At 68.1% G+C, this 24284-nt stretch carries 25 protein-coding genes and 1 pseudogene; 13 read left to right on the forward strand and 13 right to left on the reverse strand.

Annotated elements, in window-relative coordinates; genetic code table 11:
- Nucleotides 1-9: 9 nt before the first annotated feature.
- The gene (locus WS91_RS20025) at nt 10-1488 is read right to left on the reverse strand and encodes a metallophosphoesterase family protein (RefSeq protein ID WP_059670873.1); all 1479 of its coding nucleotides are present in this window, start codon (nt 1486-1488) and stop codon (nt 10-12) included.
- On the opposite strand from WS91_RS20025, the gene WS91_RS36070 reads away from it, so the two are divergent.
- Nucleotides 1482-1715, forward strand: coding sequence for a hypothetical protein (locus WS91_RS36070; protein ID WP_156432411.1), 234 nt, complete (start codon nt 1482-1484; stop codon nt 1713-1715). The two genes, WS91_RS20025 and WS91_RS36070, sit on opposite strands and share 7 nt — an antisense overlap.
- Before the next feature lie 115 nt (nt 1716-1830).
- Here WS91_RS36070 and WS91_RS20030 read toward each other — a convergent pair whose 3' ends face one another.
- The 3 genes from WS91_RS20030 to WS91_RS20040 all read right to left on the reverse strand — a co-directional run bounded on the left by WS91_RS20030 (nt 1831) and on the right by WS91_RS20040 (nt 4904).
- Nucleotides 1831-2721, reverse strand: a complete 891-nt coding sequence (locus WS91_RS20030; RefSeq protein WP_059670849.1) for an amidohydrolase family protein — start codon at nt 2719-2721, stop codon at nt 1831-1833.
- Between the two features lie 50 nt (nt 2722-2771).
- A complete protein-coding gene (locus WS91_RS20035) occupies nt 2772-4067 on the reverse strand; it encodes an MFS transporter (protein WP_059670850.1) in 1296 nt (431 codons plus the stop codon).
- Nucleotides 4068-4178: 111 nt separating this feature from the next.
- Nucleotides 4179-4904 (reverse strand): GntR family transcriptional regulator, encoded by a 726-nt coding sequence (locus WS91_RS20040; RefSeq protein WP_059670851.1) that lies wholly within the window; start codon nt 4902-4904, stop codon nt 4179-4181.
- A gap of 199 nt (nt 4905-5103) precedes the next feature.
- On the opposite strand from WS91_RS20040, the gene WS91_RS20045 reads away from it, so the two are divergent.
- The 9 genes and pseudogenes from WS91_RS20045 (at nt 5104) to WS91_RS20060 (ending at nt 10755) form a co-directional block, all read left to right on the forward strand.
- On the forward strand, nt 5104-6366 hold the full coding sequence (locus tag WS91_RS20045) for an MFS transporter (protein WP_082745345.1): 1263 nt from the start codon (nt 5104-5106) through the stop codon (nt 6364-6366).
- Between the two features lie 509 nt (nt 6367-6875).
- Nucleotides 6876-7187, forward strand: a complete 312-nt coding sequence (locus WS91_RS37455) for a transposase (protein WP_222430152.1) — start codon at nt 6876-6878, stop codon at nt 7185-7187.
- Nucleotides 7154-7366: pseudogene (locus WS91_RS33820) on the forward strand (transposase domain-containing protein); the annotation flags it as partial. The gene WS91_RS37455 and the pseudogene WS91_RS33820, both read left to right, overlap by 34 nt.
- Nucleotides 7350-7631, forward strand: a complete 282-nt coding sequence (locus tag WS91_RS33825) for a tyrosine-type recombinase/integrase (protein ID WP_082758251.1) — start codon at nt 7350-7352, stop codon at nt 7629-7631. The pseudogene WS91_RS33820 and the gene WS91_RS33825, both read left to right, overlap by 17 nt.
- Before the next feature lie 57 nt (nt 7632-7688).
- Nucleotides 7689-7922, forward strand: a complete 234-nt coding sequence (locus WS91_RS20050) for a hypothetical protein (RefSeq protein WP_038753030.1) — start codon at nt 7689-7691, stop codon at nt 7920-7922.
- A 55-nt stretch (nt 7923-7977) separates the two neighbouring features.
- Nucleotides 7978-8778, forward strand: a complete 801-nt coding sequence (locus WS91_RS20055) for a Fic family protein (protein WP_059670852.1) — start codon at nt 7978-7980, stop codon at nt 8776-8778.
- An 18-nt stretch (nt 8779-8796) separates the two neighbouring features.
- Nucleotides 8797-9111, forward strand: coding sequence for an H-NS histone family protein (locus WS91_RS33830; protein WP_038753034.1), 315 nt, complete (start codon nt 8797-8799; stop codon nt 9109-9111).
- Nucleotides 9112-9164: 53 nt separating this feature from the next.
- The gene (locus WS91_RS33835; RefSeq protein ID WP_082758254.1) at nt 9165-9818 is read left to right on the forward strand and encodes a hypothetical protein; all 654 of its coding nucleotides are present in this window, start codon (nt 9165-9167) and stop codon (nt 9816-9818) included.
- Between the two features lie 316 nt (nt 9819-10134).
- The gene (locus WS91_RS20060; RefSeq protein WP_038753036.1) at nt 10135-10755 is read left to right on the forward strand and encodes an HAD hydrolase-like protein; all 621 of its coding nucleotides are present in this window, start codon (nt 10135-10137) and stop codon (nt 10753-10755) included.
- A 466-nt stretch (nt 10756-11221) separates the two neighbouring features.
- On the opposite strand, the gene WS91_RS20065 is transcribed toward WS91_RS20060, so the two are convergent.
- Entirely contained in the window at nt 11222-12613 is a 1392-nt protein-coding gene (locus tag WS91_RS20065; RefSeq protein ID WP_082758253.1) for an NYN domain-containing protein, read from the reverse strand.
- 449 nt (nt 12614-13062) lie between these two features.
- Nucleotides 13063-13572 carry an Lrp/AsnC family transcriptional regulator gene (locus WS91_RS20075; RefSeq protein WP_038753042.1) on the reverse strand — a complete coding sequence of 170 codons (510 nt, stop codon included), beginning with the start codon at nt 13570-13572 and terminating at the stop codon, nt 13063-13065.
- Between the two features lie 193 nt (nt 13573-13765).
- On the opposite strand from WS91_RS20075, the gene WS91_RS20080 reads away from it, so the two are divergent.
- From WS91_RS20080 to WS91_RS20090, 3 genes are all read left to right on the forward strand, one after another.
- A complete protein-coding gene (locus WS91_RS20080; RefSeq protein ID WP_059670855.1) occupies nt 13766-14782 on the forward strand; it encodes a 1-aminocyclopropane-1-carboxylate deaminase in 1017 nt (338 codons plus the stop codon).
- 35 nt (nt 14783-14817) lie between these two features.
- Entirely contained in the window at nt 14818-15291 is a 474-nt protein-coding gene (locus WS91_RS20085; RefSeq protein ID WP_059579137.1) for a hypothetical protein, read from the forward strand.
- Nucleotides 15292-15912: 621 nt separating this feature from the next.
- Nucleotides 15913-16896 carry a hypothetical protein gene (locus WS91_RS20090; protein WP_059670856.1) on the forward strand — a complete coding sequence of 328 codons (984 nt, stop codon included), beginning with the start codon at nt 15913-15915 and terminating at the stop codon, nt 16894-16896.
- Nucleotides 16897-17088: 192 nt separating this feature from the next.
- Here WS91_RS20090 and WS91_RS20095 read toward each other — a convergent pair whose 3' ends face one another.
- The 7 genes from WS91_RS20095 to WS91_RS20120 all read right to left on the reverse strand — a co-directional run bounded on the left by WS91_RS20095 (nt 17089) and on the right by WS91_RS20120 (nt 24217).
- Nucleotides 17089-18507 (reverse strand): M20 family metallopeptidase, encoded by a 1419-nt coding sequence (locus WS91_RS20095; protein WP_059670857.1) that lies wholly within the window; start codon nt 18505-18507, stop codon nt 17089-17091.
- Nucleotides 18508-18530: 23 nt separating this feature from the next.
- Complete coding sequence (locus WS91_RS20100) at nt 18531-19316, reverse strand: ATP-binding cassette domain-containing protein (protein ID WP_414734408.1); 786 nt, start codon at nt 19314-19316, stop codon at nt 18531-18533.
- Nucleotides 19310-19579, reverse strand: a complete 270-nt coding sequence (locus WS91_RS36905) for a hypothetical protein (protein WP_197422258.1) — start codon at nt 19577-19579, stop codon at nt 19310-19312. The genes WS91_RS20100 and WS91_RS36905 overlap by 7 nt, the downstream gene beginning before the upstream one ends.
- Before the next feature lie 24 nt (nt 19580-19603).
- The gene (locus tag WS91_RS20105; RefSeq protein ID WP_038749535.1) at nt 19604-20593 is read right to left on the reverse strand and encodes an ABC transporter ATP-binding protein; all 990 of its coding nucleotides are present in this window, start codon (nt 20591-20593) and stop codon (nt 19604-19606) included.
- A gap of 25 nt (nt 20594-20618) precedes the next feature.
- Entirely contained in the window at nt 20619-21527 is a 909-nt protein-coding gene (locus WS91_RS20110) for an ABC transporter permease (RefSeq protein ID WP_038749532.1), read from the reverse strand.
- A gap of 24 nt (nt 21528-21551) precedes the next feature.
- Entirely contained in the window at nt 21552-22469 is a 918-nt protein-coding gene (locus WS91_RS20115) for an ABC transporter permease (protein ID WP_059579065.1), read from the reverse strand.
- A 185-nt stretch (nt 22470-22654) separates the two neighbouring features.
- Nucleotides 22655-24217, reverse strand: coding sequence for an ABC transporter substrate-binding protein (locus tag WS91_RS20120; RefSeq protein WP_059579060.1), 1563 nt, complete (start codon nt 24215-24217; stop codon nt 22655-22657).
- Nucleotides 24218-24284 lie beyond the last annotated feature (67 nt).

A 24284-nucleotide genomic window follows, 5' to 3' on the forward strand; every position in this document is an offset into this window, starting at 1 on the left:
TGCGGCCGGTCACGGCGTGACGAAGCCGGTCTTGTCGCACGCGAGCGTCGTGCCCGCCTGGTCGCAGGTCGCGAGCAGCTTGCCCGCCGCCGTGTACGCCTTGAACGTCCAGCCGCGCGCGGGCGACGCGCGCCGCTCCATGATCAGGAAGCCGAAGCTGTTGTTGTGCGACAGCTTGTCGATGACGACGCCGGGTGCGGGCGTGAGGTTTGCCGGGAACGGATCGGGCAGCGCGACGTCGAGGTTGTCGCCGCCGTTGCCCGATACGATCGTCGCCGGATGGCCGGACGCGAAGTTGATCGCCTGGAAGTCGTGCACGTGGCCGTGCAGCGCGACCTGCACGCCGGGCGGGTAGTACGCCTGCGCATAGAGGCTCGACATCACCGACTGCAGCGCGAGATTGCCCGGCGCGGGCGTGCTGCCCGGGATCGGCGCGAACGCGAGGATCGGATGATGGTTCGTGAAGATCGTCGTCGACATGCCGGGCCTGTTCGCGAGCGCGGCCACCGTCTGGAACTGTTTCTGGTAGATCTGGAATTGCGTGTCGGTCGTCTTCAGCGCCGCGCGGCCGACCTTCGCGGTATCGAACACGATTACCTGCGAGCCGGTGCCGAGCGGCACCGCGTAGGGCTCCGAATAATTCGCGTTGCCGTCGTTCGCGGGATCGTTGCACGAGCGCGCGTCCGCGTACGGGCGCGGATCGAGGAAGCGGAACCAGCCCTGGCCCGCGCGCGCGCATTCCTCATGATTGCCGCGCACGACCACCCACGGCGCTTTCGCGAAGAGCGGCGCGGCGGGCTCGAACAGGTCCGCGCGCCAGGTGTCCCAGCCGTAGCCCCACGGGCTGTTCCTACAGCCGGCGATGTCGGGCGGGCACGCGTTCTCGCGATAGTGATAATCGCCGACGTGAAGCACGAGATCCGGATTCAGCTTCGCGACGCTCGCCGCGATCGTCGCGAACGGCCACACGGTTGCGTCGCTGCACGCTTGGAATGCGTTGTCGGCCTTCTTCATCCGGCAGCCGGTGTCGGCGATGATCGCCACGCGCTGCGGCTCGGCCTTCGGCAGCGGCAGCGCTCGTCCGGCGACGGTCACGTCCTTCGCGTTCGCGGGCAGTGCCGTTTCGCAGACGGATACCGAAAAGCTCGACGGCTTCGAATCGGCCGGATCGCTCGCGGTCGGGCGTTGCGCGGCGGTGCCCGCGGCGACGCGCAGCGTCATCCGCGCGATCTTGCCGTCGGCGCTCAGTTGCGGGCAGACGGCGGGCGCAGGCTCCGCCGACGCCGCGGCGGGCGGCGCGTAGCTCGTGATCACGCGGGCGATGGCCTGGTTGGCGTCGCCGATCTCGACCCACGCCGCCTGGATGTTCGCGGGCGCGCTCGCGGCGTCCGGCTGGTTATCGATGCTGCTCGTGCAGGCGTGGAACAGCGTGGCGCCCGCGAGCGCCGGCAGAAGCGCGGCGGCGCGGCGAAGAATCGGTCGTGGCATGGTCGTTTCCGTTGGAAAGACGTAAAAGTACGCATGGCCGATGTAATAAATGTGAAGGCGGCGTGACATCATCGCATGGCGATGGCGATGGCGATGGCGATGGCGATGGCGATGGCGATGGCAAGGGCAAGGGCAAGGGCAAGGGCAAGGGCAAGGGCAAGGGCAAGGGCAAGGGCAAGGGCGAGGGTCGAAAGCAAGGGTCGAAAGCAAGGGCGGCGCGAACGTGAGTGAGCCTTTGAGGCGCGCCGCACACCACGCACCGCACACCACGCACCGCACACCACGCACCGCACACCACGCATCGCGGCACATCGACCGCCCGCGCTTGCCGATCGATCGCCGTTACGCGCCCCGATTCTCACCGAACCGAAACAGCCGCGCGGGCGTTTCGACGAAGATCGCGCGCCGCATCGCGTCGTCGCGCATCCATCGTTGCGCGAGCGTGAGTGCGCGGCCGAACGTTTCGGTTCGCTCGAACTGCGTATGCGGCCAGTCGCTGCCCCAGACGAGCCGCTGCGCGCCGAATTCGCCCTCGAGCGCATCGAACGCTTCGCGCGCGCGGGCTGCCGCTTCGTCGGGCGCGAGCGGCCAGTTGCGGTAGACGCCGGAAATCTTCACCCATACGCGCCGCGTCGCGGCCGTGCGCAGCAGATCGCGGAAGCCCGCGTCGGCGATGCCGTGCGCCGGGTCCGGGCGGCCGAAATGATCGACGACGACGTTCACGCTATGCGCGAGCAGCGGCGCGATCAGCCGCCGCAGCCGGTGCGCTTGCGCGTGCAGCTCGACATGCCAGCGCAGCGCCGCGACGCGCTCGAGCGTCGCGCGCCATGCGGGGCCGTCGAGCGCCGGGTCCGGCATCCCGATCAGATTCAGCCGGATGCCGACGATGCCCGCGCGATCGAGCGCGTCGAGCTCGTCCTGCGCGCGGCCCGCGTCGATCACCGCGACGCCGCGCAGACGCCGCGGCTGCCGCGCGAGCGCGCGCAGCAGGTAGCGGCAGTCGCTGCCGAGAAAGCTCGGCTGCACGAGCACGCCGTGCGAGACGCGATGCGCGTCGAGCTGGGCGAGGTACGCGTCGAGCGTTGCGTCGTAATCGGGCGCGTAGCGGCGGCGCCCGGCGAGCGGCAGCCCCGTTTCGAACACGTGCGCGTGCGCGTCGACGCCGACGATGCCGCCGGCTTCATCCCGGATCGCCGCTATGGGCGCGCGGGCCGTTCCCTGTTGCTCGCTCAACGCTCGATGCTCCTCATGCCGTGAATCTGCCGCCCGAATCCGCCGCGCCTTCAGCGATGCTGCGCGCGCGGGGCGGCGACGCCGCGGGTTCCCGCGCCGGCAGCGGCGTTCGCGCGCTCGTCGAACGTGCGCCCGCGCGTCTCGGGCAGCATCAGCACCGCGACGACGACGATCGAATACGCGATCGCCGCGTCGATGCCGATCGCGGTGCCGAGCGGCATGCCCGCCGACATGTGGCCGACGAGCACCGGAAAGCCGGCCGACGCGACGCGTCCGAAGTTGTAGCAAAAGCCGACGCCCGTGCCGCGGGTGCCGCGCGGATACAGCTCGTTGAAGAGCGCGCCCATGCTCGCCGGGATGCCGGCCGCGAAGAAGCCGAGCGGAAAGCCGAGCACGAGCATCGCGGCGTTGCCGAGCGGCAGGAACAGATAGGCGATCACGGTCGCGACGCAGCACGCGGAGAACGCGAGGATCGTGCGGCGCCGTCCGATGCGGTCGAGCAATTGCGCGCTCGCGACGCAGCCGCAGAAGAACGCAAAGATGATGACGGCCAGATAGCCGCCCGTGCCGAGCACCGACAGATGCCGCTCCGCTTTCAGATACGTCGGCAGCCACGTCATCAGCGCGTAGTAGCCGCCGTGCGCGCCGACGCCGAGCAGCGCGCCGATCAGCGTGATGCGCAACGTGTCCCGCGCGAAGATGCCGACGAGCGGAGCCGCGGCGGCGTGCGGCGCAGCCCGCGCTCCGGATGCGTCCGCCGCAGGCTCGACGATGCCGCGCCGCACGTAGGCGATCAGCAGCGCGGGCAGCAGGCCGACGGCGAACATCGCGCGCCACGCGAGCTCGGCGGGCATCAGCGAGAACGCGAGCGCATAGAGCAGCACGGCCGCCGCCCAGCCGAGCGCCCACGCGCTCTGCACGGTGCCCATCGCCTTGCCGCGATGCTCGGCGCGGATCGTCTCCGCCATCAGCACCGCGCCCGCCGCCCATTCGCCGCCGAAGCCGAGGCCCTGCAGCGTTTTCAGGACGACGAACTGCGGATAGCTCGTCGCGAACGCGCAGAGGAACGTGCCGACCGAGAAGAACGCGATCGTCCATTGCAGCGTTCTCACGCGGCCGAAGCGGTCGGACAGCATGCCGGCCGCCCAGCCGCCGATCGCCGACGCGACGAGCGTCGCGCCGCCGACAAGGCCCGCCTGCGTGCGCGACAGCGACCATTCGGCGATGATCGCGGGAATCACGAGGCTGAACATCTGCACGTCCAGCGCATCGAGCGCCCAGCCGCCGAAGCAGGCCCAGAACGTGCGCCGTTCCCGGGCCGAGATCGTGCCGAACCATTTGAACACTGTCGTCTCCTGTTGCCCGACGGGCGTTGCGGCGCGCCGCCGCGGTTCGCGGCGCTCGCCCGTCGGCGCGCATGCGCGCGTTCGCGTGTCGGTGCGCTTGCGCCGTTTGCGTTAGCGGATCTCCGCCTGATAGATGAACTCGCTCGCGGGGCCGCGCGAGCGCCGCCATTCGAGCGGCCGGCGGTCGTAGCCGTACGCGAGCCGCTCGATCACGACGGCGGGCGTGCCCGGCTCGATGCGCAACAGGCGCGCATGCACGGGGCCGATCGCCTCGACGGTCAGCGTCTCCGTCGCCGACGCGACGATCTGGTTGCAGTGCGCTTCATAGACCGGGTACAGCAAGTCGCCGATCGCGTCGAGCTCGAGCCGCGCGAACGCGGCGAAGCGGTCGTAAGGCAGCCAGATTTCCTCGGCGAGCATCGGCGCGCCGTCGATCAGCCGCAGGCGCGTCATTTCGATCACCGGTTCGCGGCTCGGAATCTGCAGCGCGGCGGCGACGGCCGACGGCGCTTCGACGATCTCGCGGCGCAGGACCCGGCTCTCCGGTATCCGGCGCTCGCCATGCCTGCTCTGGAAGCGGAAGAAGCGGAACAGCGAGCTGTCGAAGCTCGCGCGCCGCACGAACGTGCCGCGCCCCTGGAAGCGTTCGAGCATCCCGTCGGCGACGAGCAGGTCGACCGCCTTGCGCACGGTGCCGATCGCGACGTCGTAGCGCGTGGCGAGCGCCTGCTCGGTCGGGATCGCCTCGCCCGGCCGCCAGTGCCGGGCGGCGATGAGCGCGGCCAGCTCGTCGCGCAGACGCTGATAACGGGGCAGACGGTCGTCGGTGGCGTGCATGGTTTCTCCCAATTCATCTATATGTTTGCATGACTTGTGGCGAGGCGAATCGGTGAAAACCCGATGAGTGCCGCTAAATTCCGACGTGAGACGCGGGTTATTACGCATTGCCGCATTCCACTATTCAACCAATCATCTATATGAATTTTGAACCAGGAGACAGCAGGTGGACGAGTCCTCAACCCGCGAACGGGCGGTCATGACGAAAATCGCGCGTCGGCTGATGCCGCTGCTCGTGATCATGTTCCTGATCGCGTTCATCGACCGGCAGAACGTCGGCTTCGCGAAGCTGCAGATGGTGCACGCGCTCGGGATGACCGAGGCGTCGTACGGGCTCGGCGCTTCGCTGTTCTTCATCGGATACCTGCTGTTCGAGGTGCCGAGCACGCTCGCGCTGCACCGGTTCGGCGCGCGCCTCTGGCTCGCGCGCATCATGATGACGTGGGGCGCGATCACGGTGCTGCTCGGCTTCACGCATTCGACGGGCGTCTTCTACGTGTTTCGCTTTCTGCTCGGCGTCGCGGAGGCGGGCTTCTATCCGGGCGTCATCTATTACCTGACGCTGTGGTTTCCGCAAAGCCACCGCACGCGCGTGCTCGGCTTCTTCACGCTTGGCAGCGCGCTCGCGAACATGCTCGGCTCGCTCGCGGGCGGGCTGCTGCTGTCGCTCGACGGCCGGCTCGGGCTCGCCGGGTGGCAGTGGGTGTTCGTCGCCACGGGGCTGCCTGCCGTTGCCGTCGCGCTCGTCGCGCTGCGCTTCCTGCCGGAGTCGGTCGAGCGCGCGACGTTTCTGTCCGACGACGAGAAGCGCCTCGTGCTCGCCGCGCTCGAGCGCGAGGCGTCGCCCGACGCGGTGTCCGAATCGCCGTGGCGCGCGCTCGTCGATCCGCGCGTGCTGATGTTCGCGCTCGCGTACATGCTGATGTCGACGTCACTGTACGGCGTCACGTACTGGCTGCCGACGCTCTTGAAGAGCAGCGGCGTGCCGCCGTCGACGAACGGGCTGCTGAACATGATTCCGTGGGCGATCTCGGCGCTGCTGTTGCTGTGGCTGCCGGCGCGGCTCAAGCGCGAGCGGATCGTGTTGAAGGCGATGGCGCTCGTCGCGGGCGTGGGCGTCGCCGGTTTCGCGCTGAGCCTTGCGCTGCCGGGCCTGCCGCTGCGCTTCGCCGCGCTCGTGCTGGGCGGCGCGTGCATCCCGCTGCTGTATCCGTGCTTCTGGTCGCTGCCGCCGCGTTTCTTCACCGGCGCGCGCGCCGCGGCCAGCATCGCCGCGATCAACTCGATCGGCAATCTCGGCGGCTTCTTCGCGCAGAACCTGATGCCGTACGTCGGCAAGGTCGCGGGCAGCGCGAGCGCGCCGATGCTCGTGCCCGTCGTGTGTCTCGCGACGCTCGGCGTCGGCATGCTGGCGGTCGCGACGACGCTCGGCCGGCGGCCGCGCGCGGGCGTCGCGGCTTGAGCGCCGCGTGACGCGGCGACGGCGTCTCGGGCGGTCCGGGCGCGCGTGAAGGGGGCAGGTCACTTCGAGCCAGCGACCTCAACACGCTCGCAGATGATTTGGATCGACTACGTTCCGCCATGAAAGCAGAGGCGGTTACGGCGGAGCAAGATATGGAAGTTGCGAAGGTCGCAAGTGCCGGATTTGCAGCGAGGAATGGGGATGTGCCGTCTGTCATCGGTCATTTGGCCGGAGTCGGCAAATGGTGTCTTGATGTTGCAGCGAAAGTCGCCCCAGAGCTCGCGACGGCAACGTTAAAGGCAATGCTTGGCCTCGATAAAGGATAGGAAAACGCCGGTAGCGCCGGCACACGGAAAAGACGATGCCGAATATTCCGAGGATGGTCCAAACGGCGCACGTGATCCAGGAGCGAGCGGACACCGTGCGTAAGCGCTCGACATGTACCGTCTGTTCGTGAGAGCGCGGCATAGGCGATCTGATTCCCATCAGATGTAATGGGAATCAGATCGATGAAGCCAGTAGTGCATGGAAGACAACCGGGATCGAGGAATTACACGAAGGAGTTTCGGGAAGCGGTTGCTGCTGAAGCGAACGATCCGAATCGTTCAATTGCCGAAGTAGCCCGTGCGCATGGCTTGAACGCCAATATGGTCGCGCAGTGGCGGAGGAGCTTACTGGAAGCGCAACGCGCAACGCCGATACCAAGCGTCGCGCTGCTGCCTGTTGAGGTGGTCGATCTGCAAGCGAAAGACGTCCCAAACCACGCTCTGCCGCAAACGCTGGATGTGTCTCGTCGCGCGCGATCGAGATCGAACACCTGAAGCTGACGATCGCCAAGCTGCGCCGGATGCAGTTCGGTAGAAAATCGGAGAAGCTGAATCGCCAGATCGAGCAGCTTGAATTGCGGCTGGAAGACCTGCAGGCCGACGAAGGCTCGGCCGATATGGTCACCGCTGCTGCGGTAAAGCGGCCGAGTCGCGAAGGTGTGGGCCGCAAGCCGAACGCTTCGGCCACCCTCTCAGAGGGGCGTCGTTCGTGGACCGCATACACTATATCGAGCAGCCGGGTTCGGTCGGGGCTACTCCAGTCACAGCGCCCGTCGCACGTTCGCGACCAGACTACTCGCCCAAGGGCATCCGATTGAGACCGTTCAGCTTCTGCTGGGTCATTCCCACCTCGATCATGTGGCCCCTTATCTGGAAGTATCGAAGACGGCCCGGTGCCACGCAATGGCCGATCTCGGCGGGGTGTTCGACGAGGATTGATTGTTGTCCCCGATGGGGATATAAAGTCGGAAGTGAATTTGACCGATAAAGAGACGCATGACAACCAAGGAAGATCTCGCGGAACTTCCCCAGCAGGAACTGCTACGCGTGGCGATGGATCGACTGGGCATGACGCGGGCGGAGTTCGCCGCGCGGCTGAGTATTGCCGTTCGCACGCTGGATAAGTGGCTTCTGCCGGACGGCTCCCCTGACGCACGCACAATGCCCGATATGGGCCGATCGTACGTGCTCGAGATCCTGCAATGGCAGAAAAAACGAAAGCCCTTTTGACCACCCCTAATGGGGATAGGTACTGTTCCTCAATGAACCTCGCTTCGAGAAGCAAATGTCGAATCAAACTGCCGCGCTGCTGAACATGATCGACGCCGACAAGGCGACGCTCGACGCTGCGCGCCCGCTGCCGCCGCACACGGTTGCATCGCTGCGCGAAAAGCTGTTGCTGGAGTGGACGTATCACTCGAATGCGATCGAGGGCAACACGCTGACACTGCGGGAAACCAAGGTGGTGCTCGAAGGCATCACGGTCGGTGGAAAGTCACTTCGCGAGCACTTCGAGGCGACGAACCACCGCGACGCAATTGTCTATGTCGAGGACATCGTGTCGAAGGCGGAAACACTGTCGGAATGGCAGATCCGCAACATCCACAGTCTGGTGCTGAAAGGCATCGACGCCGAAGAGGCGGGCCGGTATCGCCGCGAGAACGTCGTGATCGCGGGCGCGAGCACGACCTCGCCTGACTTCAGGCATCTGCCTGCCGAAATGGCCGCGCTGATCGACTGGTGCGAGGCGACCAGCGACATGCATCCGGTCGAGCGGGCGGCGGAACTGCATACGCGATTCGGGAAGATCCACCCGTTCGTCGATGGCAACGGGCGGGCGGGACGGCTGCTGCTCAACTTCGAGCTGATGAAGGCGGGCTATCCGGCCGCGATCATCCGCAAAGAGGATCGACTTGCCTACTACGACTCGCTCGACAAAGCCTGCGTCAGTGGCGATTATGGCGACATCACGCGCCTGGTCGCCGAATCAGTGCAGCGCTCGCTCGACACGTATCTCGACGTGCTCGGGCTGCGTCATGCCTCCGCACTGGATACGCCTGCGACGACGCCGGGTTTTCGGATGTAAAGGAGGAAAAGAGAGAACATGAACTCCAAACCGACAGGCTACCTAGCTCTAATTGCGCAAAGAGAGGCACTGGATGCGCAAATCAACGCCGCCCGCGAAGCCGAACGTGAAGTGGCGATCGGACAGATCAAGGCACTGATGAAGGAGTTCGATCTCAGCGTTCTGGATCTGCAAGAGAAAGTGCATAAGCGCAACTCGATGCGCATGTCGGCTGTTCCGAAGTACCGCGACCCGGCGACAGGGAAAACCTGGTCTGGCAGGGGGCGACAGCCAGCATGGCTCGGTAACGATCCTGCAGTGTTCCTAATTCAGCCCGACCTGCTCGCCATCTGAGTAGGGTAACCGCTCTTCGACCATTGATAGGAAAGGAGCTGTACAAAGATCTCATGAGACGCGGGAAACCAAAACTTACCCGTCAGGACGCCGAGCGTCTTTTTGCGGGATTACCAAGCGGGAACACGAGCGCGTCCGGCCGGCCGGTGAATCCATTCGAAGCCAGCGCGCTCGATACGGTCCAGCGTGCCGATGACGAAACCCGGCTCTGGAAAGACAATCTGATCACGCTACCGAACGCGTTCGCTTTGCCCGCCGGCTACGCGTCGCTGTCTCACTTGTGCGAGGCGATAGCGCACATTTTACGGGTGAGATGGGTTAGGGAAACTGGCCACGAGGTTGTTGCCGAGTTTCCTGAAGGATGGAAGGCCATTCGTCCGGCCACTGGCCCCATTGAACTGCGAGATCCGTCGAACGTGGTGCGAGCAGTATATGGCTGGGCCGAGGATGCCGAGCTGCGGCTGTTGCCACGTTATCTGGTCGAGACACAGTCGAACAGTTCGACCGGGATGGGCAGCTTGCTGGTCCGCGATCGCGCCACTGGGCAGATTCTCGAGCGTTCCTCGATCTGGTCCTCACTGACAGGCAGCAACCATCCGGATTGGGCTCGGCTTTCAGGGTGGCTCAGCTTACGCTATCCGCAACATCTCGATCCGTTACGGTACTGGGACGATTGTGAGGCTAGTGCTGACCAGGTCGGCACCTAGGAAACCGAGATGGCGCGCCACTACGTTACACACGAAGGCCCCTAGGAGGTGGCCTCACTCGTTCGGACAGGTTTCTGAGATTTTTAAGTGGAACGTCCGAGGCAATCATGCTGCCGATTTGATCGCATCCAAAGCATCCAAAGCATCCAAAGCATCCGAAGCGTTTGGAGCATTCGAGGTATTCGAAGTGCTCGAAGCGCTCGAAGCATCCGATCGCTTCGTCGCGATTTAGCCGTCGGCGTGTTTCGTGACACAATCGCGAGCCCTGTCTCGCCGGCAATTTTCTTTCGGCCACGATAAGCATCACGAGGAAAACTTGGGCTACAAGCTCATCGCCTTCGATTTCGACGGCACGCTCGCGGATTCGCTCGCGTGCTTTCTTCATGCGCTGTCTGAGTCCGCGCGGCATCACGGCTTTCGCGCGATCGACGACGCGCTGCTGCCGCAAGTGCGCGGGATGTCGGCCCGCGAGATCGTCGAGCTGCTCGGCGTGCCGCAGTGGAAAGTGCCGCGCATCGCCGCCGACATGCGGCGGCGGATGCAGGCGCGCGCGCCCGACGTGCGGCTCTTTCCGGGAATCGACGCGACGCTGCGCGCGCTCGCGCAACGGGGGACGCGCGTCGCCGTCGCGACGTCGAATTCGGAGGCCGTCGTGCGTGCGATCGCCGGCCCGGCGACGTGCGCGCACATCCGGCATTTCAGTTGCGGGATTTCGCTGTTCGGCAAGGCGCGGCGCTTGCGGTTGCTCGCGCGCGCAAGCGGGTTCGCGCGCGCCGACGTGCTGTACGTCGGCGACGAAGTGCGCGACGCCGAGGCCGCGGACAACGCCGGGATCGCGTTCAGGGGCGTCGCGTGGGGCTATACCGCGCCGCAGGCGCTGCGGGCGCATTGTGGACTGCCGTTGATCGAGCGGCCGGAGGAACTGCTGGCGCTGTAGCGCGCTCATGTCGCCGCGCCGGTCCGATGCGGCGTGAATCGCGCGCGGCGTGGAGGGCGGGCCTCGCCGTCTCACTGTCGCGCTGCATAAACGCCTCACCATCCCACCATCCCACCATCCCACCATCCCACCATCCCACCATCCCACCATCCCACCATCCCACCATCCCACCGCACCACCGCACCACCGCACCACCGCACCACCGCACCACCGCACCACCGCACCACCGCACCGCCGTCTAACGCCCGGGATCGCTCCGCCAAGTCGCGGCGGTGACGAACGACGCGGCACGCCGGGGCCGACGCGTCACCCTGATGCGCCGTATGGGCGAGCATGGGCGACCCCAGTGATGCGACAGGATCGGCGGTTTCGGTCGCTCGCGCGTCCCGCGTCCTGCGGACGATCGCCGACCGACGGGCGCCGCGAGTCGCGAGTCGCGCCCGCGCGGCCGCCTGTCACGCGTCGCTCATGACTCGCTCGCGCCCGCGGTCTTGCGCGGGCGGCGCGGGCGCGCGGTCGACTTGCGCGGAGCCTTCGCGGGCGCCGCTTCGGCCGCTGGTTCGCCGGCGGCGACCGGGGTGGCCGCATCCGCATCGGCCTTGGCGGCCGGCGCCGCTTCGGCCGCGCGCGGCTTGCTTTTCTTCGCCGGGGCCTTGCGCACGCGCGAACGCGCGGGCTTCGCCGCTTCGGTTTCCTGCGCTTCGGTCGTCTCGTGCGTGCGGGCCGGTTCGTGCGGCTCGTGCGCATCCCGCGCTTCGCGGGCCGGGTGCGCCTCGCGCGCGTCATCCGCGGCGCGCTCGCGCCGGGTTTCGCGCGTCTCGGCGAAGTCCGCACCGAGGATCTCGGCGTCGGCATCGAGGCTCGCAGCGTGGCTTTCCGCGCCCGGCTCGACGATCAGCGGCATCTGCTCGGGCACGCGCTTCTTCGCGCCGCGGCCCTTGCCGTGCCCCTTCTTGCCGGACGGCTTCGCGCCCGCGTGGTTTTCCTCGGCGGCCGAGGCCGTCTCGAAGGGCTTGATCGTCTCGACGGCGGCCGGCTGGATCGAGCGGAACACGAACGTGCCCGATTTGTCGTCGCGGCCGATCTCGAGGAGCCCGCGCGCCTGCGCTTCCTCGAGCAGGTTGCCGAACGCGCGGAAGCCGTAGTACGACTCGTTGAAATCCGGCTTGCGCCGCTTGATCGCGCTCTTGAGCACCGACGCCCAGATCTTGCCGCTCTCGCCGCGCTCGGACGCGAGCGCGTCGAACGTCTCGACGGCGAGCGAGATCGCTTCCGCCTTGCGCGCGTCGCCGTCGTGCTTGCGGTGCTTGTCGTCGTCGGCCGTGCGCTTCGCGCCCGCCTCGGCCTTGCGCGCGTCGCGCTTCGCGAGCGCGCGCTGCTGCTCGCGGGCGAGGTCATCGTAGAAGATGAATTCGTCGCAGTTCGCGACGAGCAGATCCGACGTCGAGTTCTTCACGCCGACGCCGATCACGCGCTTCGCGTTCTCGCGCAGCTTCGACACGAGCGGCGAGAAGTCCGAATCGCCGCTGATGATGACGAACGTGTCCACGTGCGCCTTCGTGTAGCAAAGATCGAGCGCGTCGACGACGAGCCGGATGTCCGCCGAATTCTTGCCCGACTGCCGCACGTGCGGGATTTCGATCAGCTCGAAGCTCGCTTCGTGCATCGCCGCCTTGAACGTCTTGTAGCGATCCCAGTCGCAATACGCTTTCTTGACGACGATGCTGCCCTTGAGCAGCAGCTTCTCGAGCACGGGCTTGATGTCGAATTTCTCGAACTTCGTGTCGCGCACGCCGAGCGCGATGTTTTCGAAGTCGCAAAAGAGCGCCATGTTGACGCTGTCCTGGGGTAAGGCCATGGGGTCTCCAACCTGAGTGTCGGGTCGATCGTGCGATCGAGGATGGCGCACATGATAGCGGGTCGGCGCGGTCGCGCGGAAATCCGCGTGTTCGACGGCGTGCGCGGCGATGTGCGCGGGGGCTCGGGCGGCGGTGCGAACGGTGGGCCAAAGAATGCGCGGCACGCGCGCTTGTCGTGGCGCGCCGACGCGAATGCGCGGCGCGTTTCGCGCACGTCTGCGGGGGGGCGGCATCGTTCGAGCGCGCGGCGTCGTGCGCTCGGAGGCGATGGAGCGGCGGCGCGATTGCGCGACGGCACGACGGCACGACGGCGCGACGGCGCAACGGCGTAACGGCGCGACCGAGTGACCGAGCGGCCGAGTGACCGAGCGGCCGAGCGAGGCCGCCCGCGCTTTTTTCGCGCGATAGCCGCCGGCTGCATGGGCGGCGCGCGCGAAGCGCGTCCGGCTCAAATCGGAAAGCTCGTGGTCGACAGAATCTCCTTCAGCACGACGAATGTCCGGATTTGCCGCACGCCGGGCAGATACAGCAGTTGCTCGGCGTGCAGCCGGTTGAACGTGTCGCTGTCGCGCGTGCGAATCAGCATGATGTAGTCGAATTCCCCCGTCACGACATGGCATTCCATGCAGCCGGACACCTTCTGCGCGGCCTGCTCGAATGCGTCGAACGAATCGGGCGTCGAGCGGTCGAGCACGACGCCGATCATCACGAGCATGCCGGCGTTCAGCGCCTTCGGCTCGAGCAGCGCGACGATGCCGCGAATCAGGCCCATCTCCTTCAGGCGCTCGACGCGGCGCAGGCACGCGGGCGCGCTCAGGTTCACCTTCGCGGCGAGCGCGACGTTCGAGATCGACGCGTCGCGCTGCAGCACGCGAAGGATCGCGCGGTCGACACGGTCGATGTCCGCGCCGGCCGGCTGGGCGACGGCCTTCGGCGTGGATTTTTTTGTTGCGCGCATGATATGTCGTTCCTAATTAAATTAATCGAATGACTTATACGCCGTCATAAAAGTAGGTGATTGGCAATATGTTCGCAACCCTGTTTTTCCCGATCGTTCTTACCATGGGACGTCGCGGCGAATCGCGATCGGGCTGCGCGGCGCGCGGTTCGATGCGTTCGCGCGCCCGAATCTTCGATGACAGGAGCGATCGATGAATCTTCAGAAATTCCCGCGTTATCCGCTGACCTTCGGCCCGACGCCGATCCAGCCGCTCAAACGCCTCACCGCGCATCTGGGCGGCAAGGTCGAGCTGTACGCGAAGCGCGACGACTGCAACAGCGGCCTCGCGTTCGGCGGCAACAAGACGCGCAAGCTCGAATACCTGATTCCCGACGCGCTCGCGCAAGGCTGCGACACGCTCGTGTCGATCGGCGGCATCCAGTCGAACCAGACGCGCCAGGTCGCGGCGGTCGCCGCGCATCTCGGCATGAAGTGCGTGCTCGTGCAGGAGAACTGGGTCAACTATCACGACGCCGTCTACGATCGCGTCGGCAACATCCAGATGTCGCGCATGATGGGCGCCGACGTGCGCCTCGTGCCGGACGGCTTCGACATCGGCTTTCGCAAGAGCTGGGAGGACGCGCTCGCCGACGTGCGCGCGCAAGGCGGCAAGCCGTACGCGATTCCGGCCGGCTGCTCCGATCATCCGTTGGGCGGCCTCGGCTTCGTCGGTTTCGCCGAGGAGGTGCGCGCGCAGGAAGCCGAGCTCGGCTTCAAGTTCGACTACGTCGTCGTGTGCTCGGTGACGGGCAGCACGCAGGCGGGGATGGTCGTCGGCTTCGCGGCCGACGGGCGCGCGGACCGCGTGATCGGCGTCGACGCGTCGGCCAAGCCCGCGCAGACGCGCGAGCAGATCCTCAGGATCGCGAAGAACACCGCCGATCGCGTCGAGCTCGGCCGCGACATCACGAGCGACGACGTCGTGCTCGACGAGCGCTTCGGCGGCCCGGAATACGGGCTGCCGAACGAAGGCACGCTCGAGGCGATTCGCCTGTGCGCGAAGCTCGAAGGCATGCTCACCGACCCCGTCTACGAAGGCAAATCGATGCACGGGATGATCGAGAAGGTGCGGCTCGGCGAATTCCCGGCCGGCTCGAAGGTGCTGTACGCGCATCTCGGCGGCGTGCCCGCGCTGAACGCGTACAGCTTCCTGTTTCGCGACGGCTGACCCGGCGCGTCGGGCCGCCGCGCGTGTTCGCGCCGATGAGCGGGGCGAGGCGTTCGTGCGACGAAACGGCGGCGGCGCGCTGGTGGCAGCCGCCGTCGTCGCCGACGCTCGTGTGCGTCGTCGGCGACGACACGCTGCCCGCCGCGTGCTGCGGCGCGCTCGCGAAGCGGCTCGCCGGCATGCCGCAGATCGCGCTGCTCGGCTGCGCCGAACCGGCGCGGCTGCATGCGTCGTGGGTCGATGCGCGGTCGAGCGCGGCGGCGCGGCCGCCCGCCGAAATCGCGCCGCTCGAGCGCGCGCTCGGCCGGTTGTCGCGCGACGCTCGGCTACTGTTGTGGTCGCAGCAGCCCGCGACGCTCGACTGGATCGGCGGCGTGCACGGCCATCGGACGTTCGTCGTGCGCCATTGTCCGCTGACGTGCGACGAGATCGAGCTGCAACGCGCGGTCGACGCGGCGCTCGCGCTGCTGAGGGCCGCGATGCGGTCGCGGATCGACGCGGAATATTGACCCGGTCAGCGAGTGCGGCGTGTCGGGCGGAATTCGGGCGGCGTCGGCGATGTCGGTTGTGTCGGTCATGTCGGCATGCGTTTGCCGGCGTGGTTGCCGATCATCGGCGAAAGCCCGTCGTGCCGGGCATGCGGTGATTGGGGCGGCGGAATCGGCATCGGTCATCCGGCGGCGTTCGCCGCTCACCGCTCACCACTCACCACTCACCACTCATTGCTCATTGCTCATTGCAAGCTGCTCACCGCTAGCCGAGCGCCCCTCACTACTCGCCGTTCGGCGGCTCGACGAGCCCGCGGCGGCGATCCGCACCCGGTGCGCCGGATCGACCGCCTGGGTCGAATGTCGAGATGGTGCGTCGCGGCCGCGACGCAAACTCCAGTAAAGATCGCAATAAAGATCCCCGCAAAGCTCCCAGCAAAAACCCACGATGAAACCGAAATCGCGCGTGCAACAGCGCGGCGCGTCGCGCCGGCAGCCTGAGCGAACCGGCGAGCGTCCGCCGCGCTCGCGCGCCGCATGGCCGGTTCGCTTCGCGACGCGCGACGCTCGTTCGCGTCGCGGCCGTCGCGGGCCGCATCGTTTCCCTACATTCGTCGTATTCCGGCAACCTTGGAGAACGCCATGGGCATACAAAAGGTTCAGCAAGGCGCGACTGCGCTCAATGTCTCTTCCGAATCGTCTTCCGGGCAGCACGCAACCGGGCAAACACAGGCGCGGCAATCGTCGCAGCGCGGCGCCGGGGCCGCGCTCGGCGGCCTGAAGGATCTTCAGAACCTGAAGCGCGGCGATCTGATCATGGAGCACGGCAACATGCACGCGGTGATGTACGCGGCGGGCGACAAGCCGCTCGTCCACTCGACGAACGGGCGCTTCTTCGGCGTCCTTCAGCAAGGCCCGGATTACCTGACGAAGAAGTTCGGCAACGAGACGCCCAAGAAGCTGCCGGTGTACCGGATGAAGAACGCCGAATCGCCCATTCCCGAGGAAGCGGCGCGCATCGGCGAGCAATGGGCGCTGCGCTCGCGGGAGTCCAACCCGACGAAGACCAAGACTCCATTCGGTGAGGGGCGCTTGAACGATGCAGACGAAGACAAGGCCGAGGAGTGGTCGCCTGAAGCGACGTTTCGCGCGGCGCGCGCCGCGCTCAGAAGCGATGAAGACATGCCGCTCAGCAAGAACCAGGGCGTCAGCTGCTCGCAGTTCGTCACGTACGCGTATCAGGCGGCGGCGCTGAAGAAAGGCGGGGATGCGTCCAACGGCGCGCCGGAACTGCTCGACCACGTCAAGCAGGCCGGCGCGCATCAGCAAGGCGCGCTCAAGAGTGCGGCAAGCAAGGACGAGCGGCTGCAGCAGCAGACCGAACTGGTCCGAGACGCGCACGGGCGAGCGACCGAAGTCATGCCGCATACGCTGCAGGTCAACGCGAAACACATGACGGCGGACGTTCTCTCGTCGCAATTGCGCAAGCCGGGCGGCGATTTCGAGCTCGCGGGGTATGCGGTGCCTTACGAGAACGGCGACGAATCCGGCGTCAAGCTGTTGCCGAAGGACGATCCCCGCGCGAAGCAGAAAATCTCGGAGATCGGCAAAGCCGGCGACGCATGAGCGCGTTCGCGCCCGCTTCCGGCACGCCGCGCGCGGGCCGCGGCCGCGACGCCGGCGGTCCGCCGCTCGCGGCCGACGAAACCGCGGAACGCGGGATCGGCGCGGCGACCGTGCAACCGGGCAGCCGTGCAGCCGGGCTCCGGCCGCTCCCGTCAAATCCCGCTCGGCGCGGCCGCGCGCCTGCCGGCCGCCTCAGGCCGCTCGCGCGCGCCTCGCGTCGCGCACCGCCTGTCCCTCTTCGGCGAGATCCCAGAACAGCCCCGCCATGATCTGCAGCGATTGCCGCGCGACGCTGCCGAGCAGGTGCTCGTTCGGCGCGTGCTGCGAGCACGCCGCGTACGAATGCGGAATCCACAGCGTCGGCAGCCCGAGCAGCTCGGCGAACACGTCGTTCGGCAGCGAGCCGCCGAGATTCGGCAACAGCGCGGGCGCGTCGCCCGTCGTCGCTTCGATCGACGCGAGGCTCCAGCGCACCCACGGATCGTCCGGGTCGAGCCGCGTCGCCTCCATCCGCGTGCCGCGCTCGGCGATCTCGATGTCGGAGAAGCCGTGCGCGTCGAGATGCGCGCGCAGCCGGTTCAGCAGATTCGGCCCGTCGCTGCCCACGACGTAGCGCAACTGGCAATGCGCGTGCGCATGCCCGGGGATCGCGTTGACGGGTGCATCCGGATTGCCGGTCCTGAACGCGAGAATTTCCAGCGCGTTCCAAGCGAGCACCCGCTCGATCGGCGTGAGGCCCGGCTCGCCCCAGTCGCGATCGACTTGCGGATCGTTCGGGCCGCCGCCGACATCGAGCGCGCGCAGCGCGTCGCGCACCGGCTGCGGCACGCCGCCCGGCCGCCAGCCGTCGACGAGTATCCGGCCGCGCGCGTCGACCATCGTCGCGAGCGCGTTCGCGAGCCGGATGCCGGGGCTGCGCAACAGGCCGCCCCAGTTGCCCGAATGATGGCCGCCGTCGCGCAGCCCGATCGACAGCGTGAAATTCAGGTTGCCGCGCGAGCCGAGGAACATCGTCGGCCGCGCCGCCGCGACGCGCGGCCCGTCCGACGCGATGAAGAGGTCGGCCGCGAGCGCGTCGCGATGCGCGGCGCAGATCTGCGCGAGCCCGGGCGAGCCGGTTTCCTCGCCCATCTCGATGATCGCCTTCACGTTGTAGCCGAGCCGGCCGCCGCGCGCGTCGATCACCTGCGCGAGCGCGGCGAGGTTGATCGTGTGCTGGCCCTTGTTGTCGGCGGTGCCGCGGCCGTACCAGCGGTCGCCGTCGACGACGATCCGCCACGGCTCGAGCCCCGCGCGCCACTGCGCGTCGTGGCCGGGCACGACGTCGCCGTGGCCGTACGTGAGGACGGTCAGCGCGCCGGGGGCCTCGATGCGCTCGGCGATCAGGAACGGGCTGCCGCCTTCGAGCGGGCTGTCGACGATCGTCGCCGTGAAGCCGAGCGCCGCGAGCGACGGCGCGATGTGATCGGTCAGGTACGCATAGAGCTGCGGCTGCGACGACGCGAGCTGGCTCTCGGTGCGCACGGCGACGCGCGCGTTCAGTTCGTGCAGGAAGCGGCCGTCGTCGAAGTACGACGCGGCCATGTCGATGGCTCGACTGCGACTCGTCATGTCTGTCTCTCCATGTTGAGGGTTCAGGCGGCGCGCTGCGCGCCGGCGGCCGGCGGATCGGGCAGGCCGAGGCCCGGCTCCGGCGTCAGCGCCGACGCGAGCAGCTTGCGTGTATACGGATGGCCCGGCTGCGCGAAGATCCGCCCGGCCGCGTCCTGCTCCACGATGCGGCCGCGCTCCATCACCGCCACGCGATCGGCGAGATGCTCGACGACGCCGAGGTCGTGGCTGATGAACAGGTAGCTCAAGCCGAGCTCGGCCTTCAGGTCGAGCAGCAGGTTCAGGATCTGCGCCTGCACGGACACGTCGAGCGCGGACGTCGGCTCGTCGCACACGAGGATGCCGGGGCGCAGGATCAGCGCGCGCGCGATCGCGACGCGCTGCCGCTGGCCGCCCGACAACTGGCCCGGATACTGGCCGTGCGTGCGCTGCGGCATCCCGACGAGGTCGAGCATCCGGCGCACTTCGGCGTCCTGCTCGTCGCGCGTGCCGCGCCGGTGCACGCGCAGCGGCAGCCCGACGATCTGCGCGACCGTCTTGCGCGGGTTCAGCGACGAATACGGGTCCTGGAAGATCGGCTGGATGCGCAGCGCGGTGCGCCGGGCGTCGCGCGGGTCGACCTGCCGGCCGTCGAGCAGCACGCTGCCCGAGGTGGGCGGCAGCAGGCCGAGCAGCATCTTCGCGAGCGTGCTCTTGCCGCAGCCGGATTCGCCGACGAGCGCCAGCGTCTCGCCGCGATGGAGGCGCAGCGACACGCCGTCGACCGCACGCAGCGGCGTCGGCGCGTGGAAGAGGCCGTGTTTCAGCATGAACGTGCGGGTGAGCGCGCACAGTTCGAGTGCGACGTCGGTGCCGGGCGAGGCAGCGTGGAGGTCGGCGTCGACGCCGGCACGGGGCGGCGCGGATGCAGCGGATGCAGCGGATGCAGCGGATGCAGCGGATGCAGCGGATGCAGCGGATGCAGCGGATGCAGCGGATGCAGCGGATGCAGCGGATGCAGCGGATGCAGCGGATGCAGCGGATGCAGCGGATGCAGCGGATGCAGCGGATGCAGCGGATGCAGCGGATGCATTGGACGCGGAAAGCGGAGCGGCGTTCATCGGCTGATTTCCTCGCAAGCGGATTCGACAAGCACGCAGCGCGCGCGATGGCCGCCGCCGGCGTCGACGAACGCCGGCGTCTGCGCGCACGCGTCGCGCGCGAGCGCGCAGCGGTTGCGGAACGCGCAGCCGTCGATGTTGCCGACGAGCGACGGCACGACGCCCGCAATCGCGTCGAGCCGCGAGCCGGGCCGCGTCTTGCCGCGCACCGGAATGCAGTTCAGCAGGCCGCGCGTGTACGGATGCGCGGGCCGCGCGAACAGCTGCGCGGCGCTCGCGGTTTCGACGACTTCGCCCGCGTACATCACCGCCACGCGATCGGCGATCCGCGACACCACGCCGAGATCGTGCGTGATGAACAGCACCGCGGTGCCGAACTCGCGCTGCAGCTCGCGCAGCATCCGCAGGATCTCGGCCTGGATCGTCACGTCGAGCGCGGTCGTCGGCTCGTCGGCGATGATGAGATCGGGCTCGCACATCAGCGCCATCGCGATCATCACGCGCTGCCGCAGCCCGCCCGACAGTTGATGCGGATACTGGCGCAGCCGCTCGGCCGCGTGCGCGACGCCCGCGCGTTCGAGCAGATGCACCGCGCGCTCGCGCGCCTGCGCGAGCGACGCGCCGCGATGCCGGCGCAGCGCCTCGCACAGCTGGTTGCCGAGCGTGTACGCGGGATTGAGCGAGGTCATCGGGTCCTGGAAGATCATCGCGATCCGGTTGCCGCGCAGCCCGTTCATCGCGCGGCGCTCGAGCGACAGCAGATCGATGCCGTCGAACGCGAGCCGATCCGCGCGGCGCTGCGCGTGCCGCGGCAGCAGATCCATCAGCGCGAGCGACGTCATCGATTTGCCGCAGCCGGATTCGCCGACCACGCACAGCAGCTCGCCGCGCTCGAGGCGCAGGTCGATGCCGCGCACCGCGTGCAGCACGCCGTTCGGGGTCGGCAGGTCGACCCGCAGATTGTCGACTTCGAGCAATGCAGCCATCGGGCTTCTCCTTGACGCCGGTCGGTCAGCGGCCTTCGGGCGCGCTCAGGTCGCGAACGCCGTCGCCGACGAGATTGATCGCGAGCACCGTGATCGCGAGCGCCGCGCCCGGAATCAGGATCACCCACGGCTGGAAGAACATGTACGCCTTGCCTTCGGCGATCATCAGCCCCCACGACGGCATCGGCGCGGGCACGCCGAGCCCGAGGAACGACAGCGTCGCCTCGAGCAGGATCGCGTGCGCCATCTCGAGCGTCGCGACGACGATCAGCGCGCCCGAGACGTTCGGCAGCAGCTCGCGCAGCAGGATGTAGGGCGTCGATGCGCCGACGGCCTTCGCGGCCGCGATGAATTCGGCGTCGCGCAACTGCTGCGCGATCGAGCGCGACACGACCGCGAAGCGGTCCCACAGCAGCAGGCCGAGCAGCACGATCACGGTGGCGAGCGAGCCGCCGAGCAGCGAGGACATCGCGAGCGCGACGAGCACGACGGGCATCGCGAGCCGCGTCGTGATCAGGTAGCTGATCGCCGCGTCGACGCGGCCGCCGAAGTAGCCGGCGAGCACGCCGAGCGTCGTGCCGATGACCCCGGACAGCGCGGCCGCCGCGACGCCGATCACGAGCGACACGCGCGCGCCGAAGAGCAGGCGGCTCAGGTAGTCGCGGCCGAGCTTGTCGGTGCCGAGCGGGTAAGCCCAGTTGCCGCGCGCGGCGTCCCACGCGGGCGGCAGCAGCCGGCGCGTCAGGTCCTGGCCGTACGGATCGTGCGGCGCGAGCCACGGCGCGAAGAGGGCGGCGAGCACGGCGAGCGCGACGAGCGCCGCGCCGATCGACAGGCCCCGATGGCCGAGCAGCCGGCGTGCCGCGCGCCGCCACGCGGGGCGGGCGGGCGCGTCGATGCGCAGGGCCGGGAGAGAGTGCGAGCGCAAGGGCATGGGCCGCTCCTGTCGGACGGGAAGCTATCGGGCGCGAATGCGCGGATCGAGCGCCGCGTTCGCGACGTCGGCGAGAAAGGTCAGCGCGACGTAGAACATCGCGATGATGAGGACGACGGCCTGCACCACGGGGAAATCGTTGCGCGCGATCGCATCCCACGCGAGCTGGCCGAGCCCTTGCAGCGAGAACACCGATTCGATGACGACCGAGCCGCCGAGCATGAAGCCGAGCTCGACCGCCGCGAGCGCGACCACCGGAATCAGCGCGTTGCGCAGCGCGTGCTTGAAGACGACGCGCGCCGGGCTCAGGCCCTTCGCGCGGGCAGTGCGGATGTAGTCGGCGCCGAGCACGTCGAGCATCCCGGCGCGCGTGAGCCGCATCATCGCGGGCGTCGCGTAGTAGCCGAGCGCGACGGCAGGCAGCACGAAGTGGCGCCAGTCGTCGTTGCCGGCCACGGGCAGCCACTTGAGCCCGACCGCGAACACGAGGATCAGCGTCAAGCCGAACCAGAAGCTCGGCATCGCCTGGCCGATCACCGCGACGAGGAGCGCCGCGCGATCGATCCAGGTGTCGCGGTACAGCGCGGCGACGACGCCGAGCGGAATCGCCACCGCCACGGCGAGCGCGAGCGCGACGCCGCCGAGCTTCAGCGTGATCGGCAGGCGCTCGGCGATCAGATCGGCGACCGACGACTGAAAGAAGTACGAGCGGCCGAAATCGAGGTGCGCCGCGCGCCACAGCCAGTCCGCGTACTGCGCGGCGACAGGCCGGTCGAGCCCGTACTGGATGCGCAGCGCGTCCACTTGCGCGGCGGTCGCCTCGGGGCCGGCGATCGCGGTCGCGAGGTCGCCGGACAGATGGAGCAGCGCGAAACTGACGATCGACACGGTGAGCGCGACGGCGATCGCGAGGCCCAGACGGCGGAACAGATAAGCTGACATGGCGCGAGGTACGGATCGGTTGGGTTCGGTTCGGTGAAGGGCGCGGCCGGATGCGGCGGTCAAGTGTCGAACGAGCGTCGATCGGCTGCGGACGGTCGGGGCGCGGCGCGCGCCGGCCGGGCAGCGGCGAATCGGGCGCACGGGCCGATCCGGCTGCGCGGGCGATCGGCGCGGCGCGCGCCGGCCTACTTCCAGCTCGCTTCGTAGAAGCGCGGCAGCTCGTCCGGATAGGCGCTGAAGTTCAGCGCCGACGCGTACGCGTAGTTCGTCGAATACGAGAAGAGCGGCGCCCAGTACGCCTGCCCGCTGATCCGCGCGAGCGCCTTCGCGTAGTTCGTCTTGCGCACGGCCGGGTCGCTCGACGTGTCGGCGGCATCGAGCCATTTCTCGACGGTCGCGTCCTTCGCGCTGTCGTCGGGGCCGCCCTTGAAGTAGACGCTGACGAACGCGGACGCGTCGTTGACCGAGAACGAGCCCCAAGCCTGGAACGTGAGCGGCGTCTTGCCCGAGCGCTGCGCGGTGCGCAGCGCCGCGTACTGCAGGTAGTGCAGCCGCGCGTTGATGCCGACCTTGCGCAGATCGCCGATCAGCGCCTCCGCGTACTCGCGCTCGCGGTACGCGTACAGATCGGTGTCGAAGCCGTTCGGGTAGCCCGCCGCCTTCAGCAGCTCGCGCGCCTTCGCGGGGTCGTAGTCGTACTTGACGACGCCCGACGTATCGCAGCCGAACTGCGTGCGAAAGCACGGCGCGTAGACGGGCTGGCTGCCGCCGCGCACGAGGCTCTTCGCGAGCGCGCCGCGGTTGATCGCGTAGTTGACCGCCTGCCGCACGCGCGCGTCCTTGAACGGCGAGTTCGGCGCGGACGCGCCCGCCGCGTCCATCGACAGATAGCCGATGCGCATCGTCTCGCCGCTTTGCACGGTGAGGTTTGGCATTGCCTTCAGCGAATCGGCCTGGTCGGCCGGCACGCGCCAGATCCAGTCGACGGCGCCCGTCATGAGCTGCGCGGAGCGCGTCTCCGGATCGGGGATCACGACGAACTTGATCGTGCCGATCCTCGGCTGGCCGAGCGGGCTGTCCTTGAAATAGTTCGGGTTCTTGACCATCGTCACGCCGACGCCCGGCGTCACCGCCACGATCCTGTACGGCCCGGTGCCGACGGGCGCCTTGCCGAACCCCTGCAGCCCGACCTTCTTGAAGTACGCGGCCGGATAGATCGGCGTGGGGCCGGACAGGTATTCGAGCGCCGCCGGGAATGGCGCCTTGAGCCGGATGCGAACCTGGTAGTCGCCCGTCTTCTCGGCGCTCTGAATCCAGTCGGTGTTCTGCCGCGTGACGACCTTCGAATCCGGCGCGACGACGTAGTTGAACGTGAACGCGACGTCGTCGGCCGTGAGCTTGTCGCCGTTGTGGAAGGTCACGTCGCGGCGCAGGTCGACGACGAGCGACGTCGGCGATTCCCACTTCCACGCCGTCGCGAGCTGCGGCTTGTACGCGCCCGTCTTCGGATCGCGGTAGATCAGCGTGTCCCACGCCATGTGCGCGATGATCACGCCTTCGCGCAGGTTGTTGTGATACGGCGAGATGTTCTCCGGCTCGCTGTCGGACGCGTAGACGAGCGTGTCGTTCGTCTTGCCGGCGTGCGCGGCGGGCGGCAGCGACAGCATCAGCGCGAACGCGAGCATCGGCGCGAGCGCCGCGCGGGCGGAAAAGCGGAGGGCGGGGCGAACGGCGAACCGACGATTCATCGCAAGGCTCCTGGAAATCCGGGACGGGGCGGCCGGGCGGGGCCGCGGCGGGCATGGGGGCCACGCT

This window comes from Burkholderia sp. MSMB1498 (assembly GCF_001526245.1).
Classification (GTDB): domain Bacteria; phylum Pseudomonadota; class Gammaproteobacteria; order Burkholderiales; family Burkholderiaceae; genus Burkholderia; species Burkholderia savannae.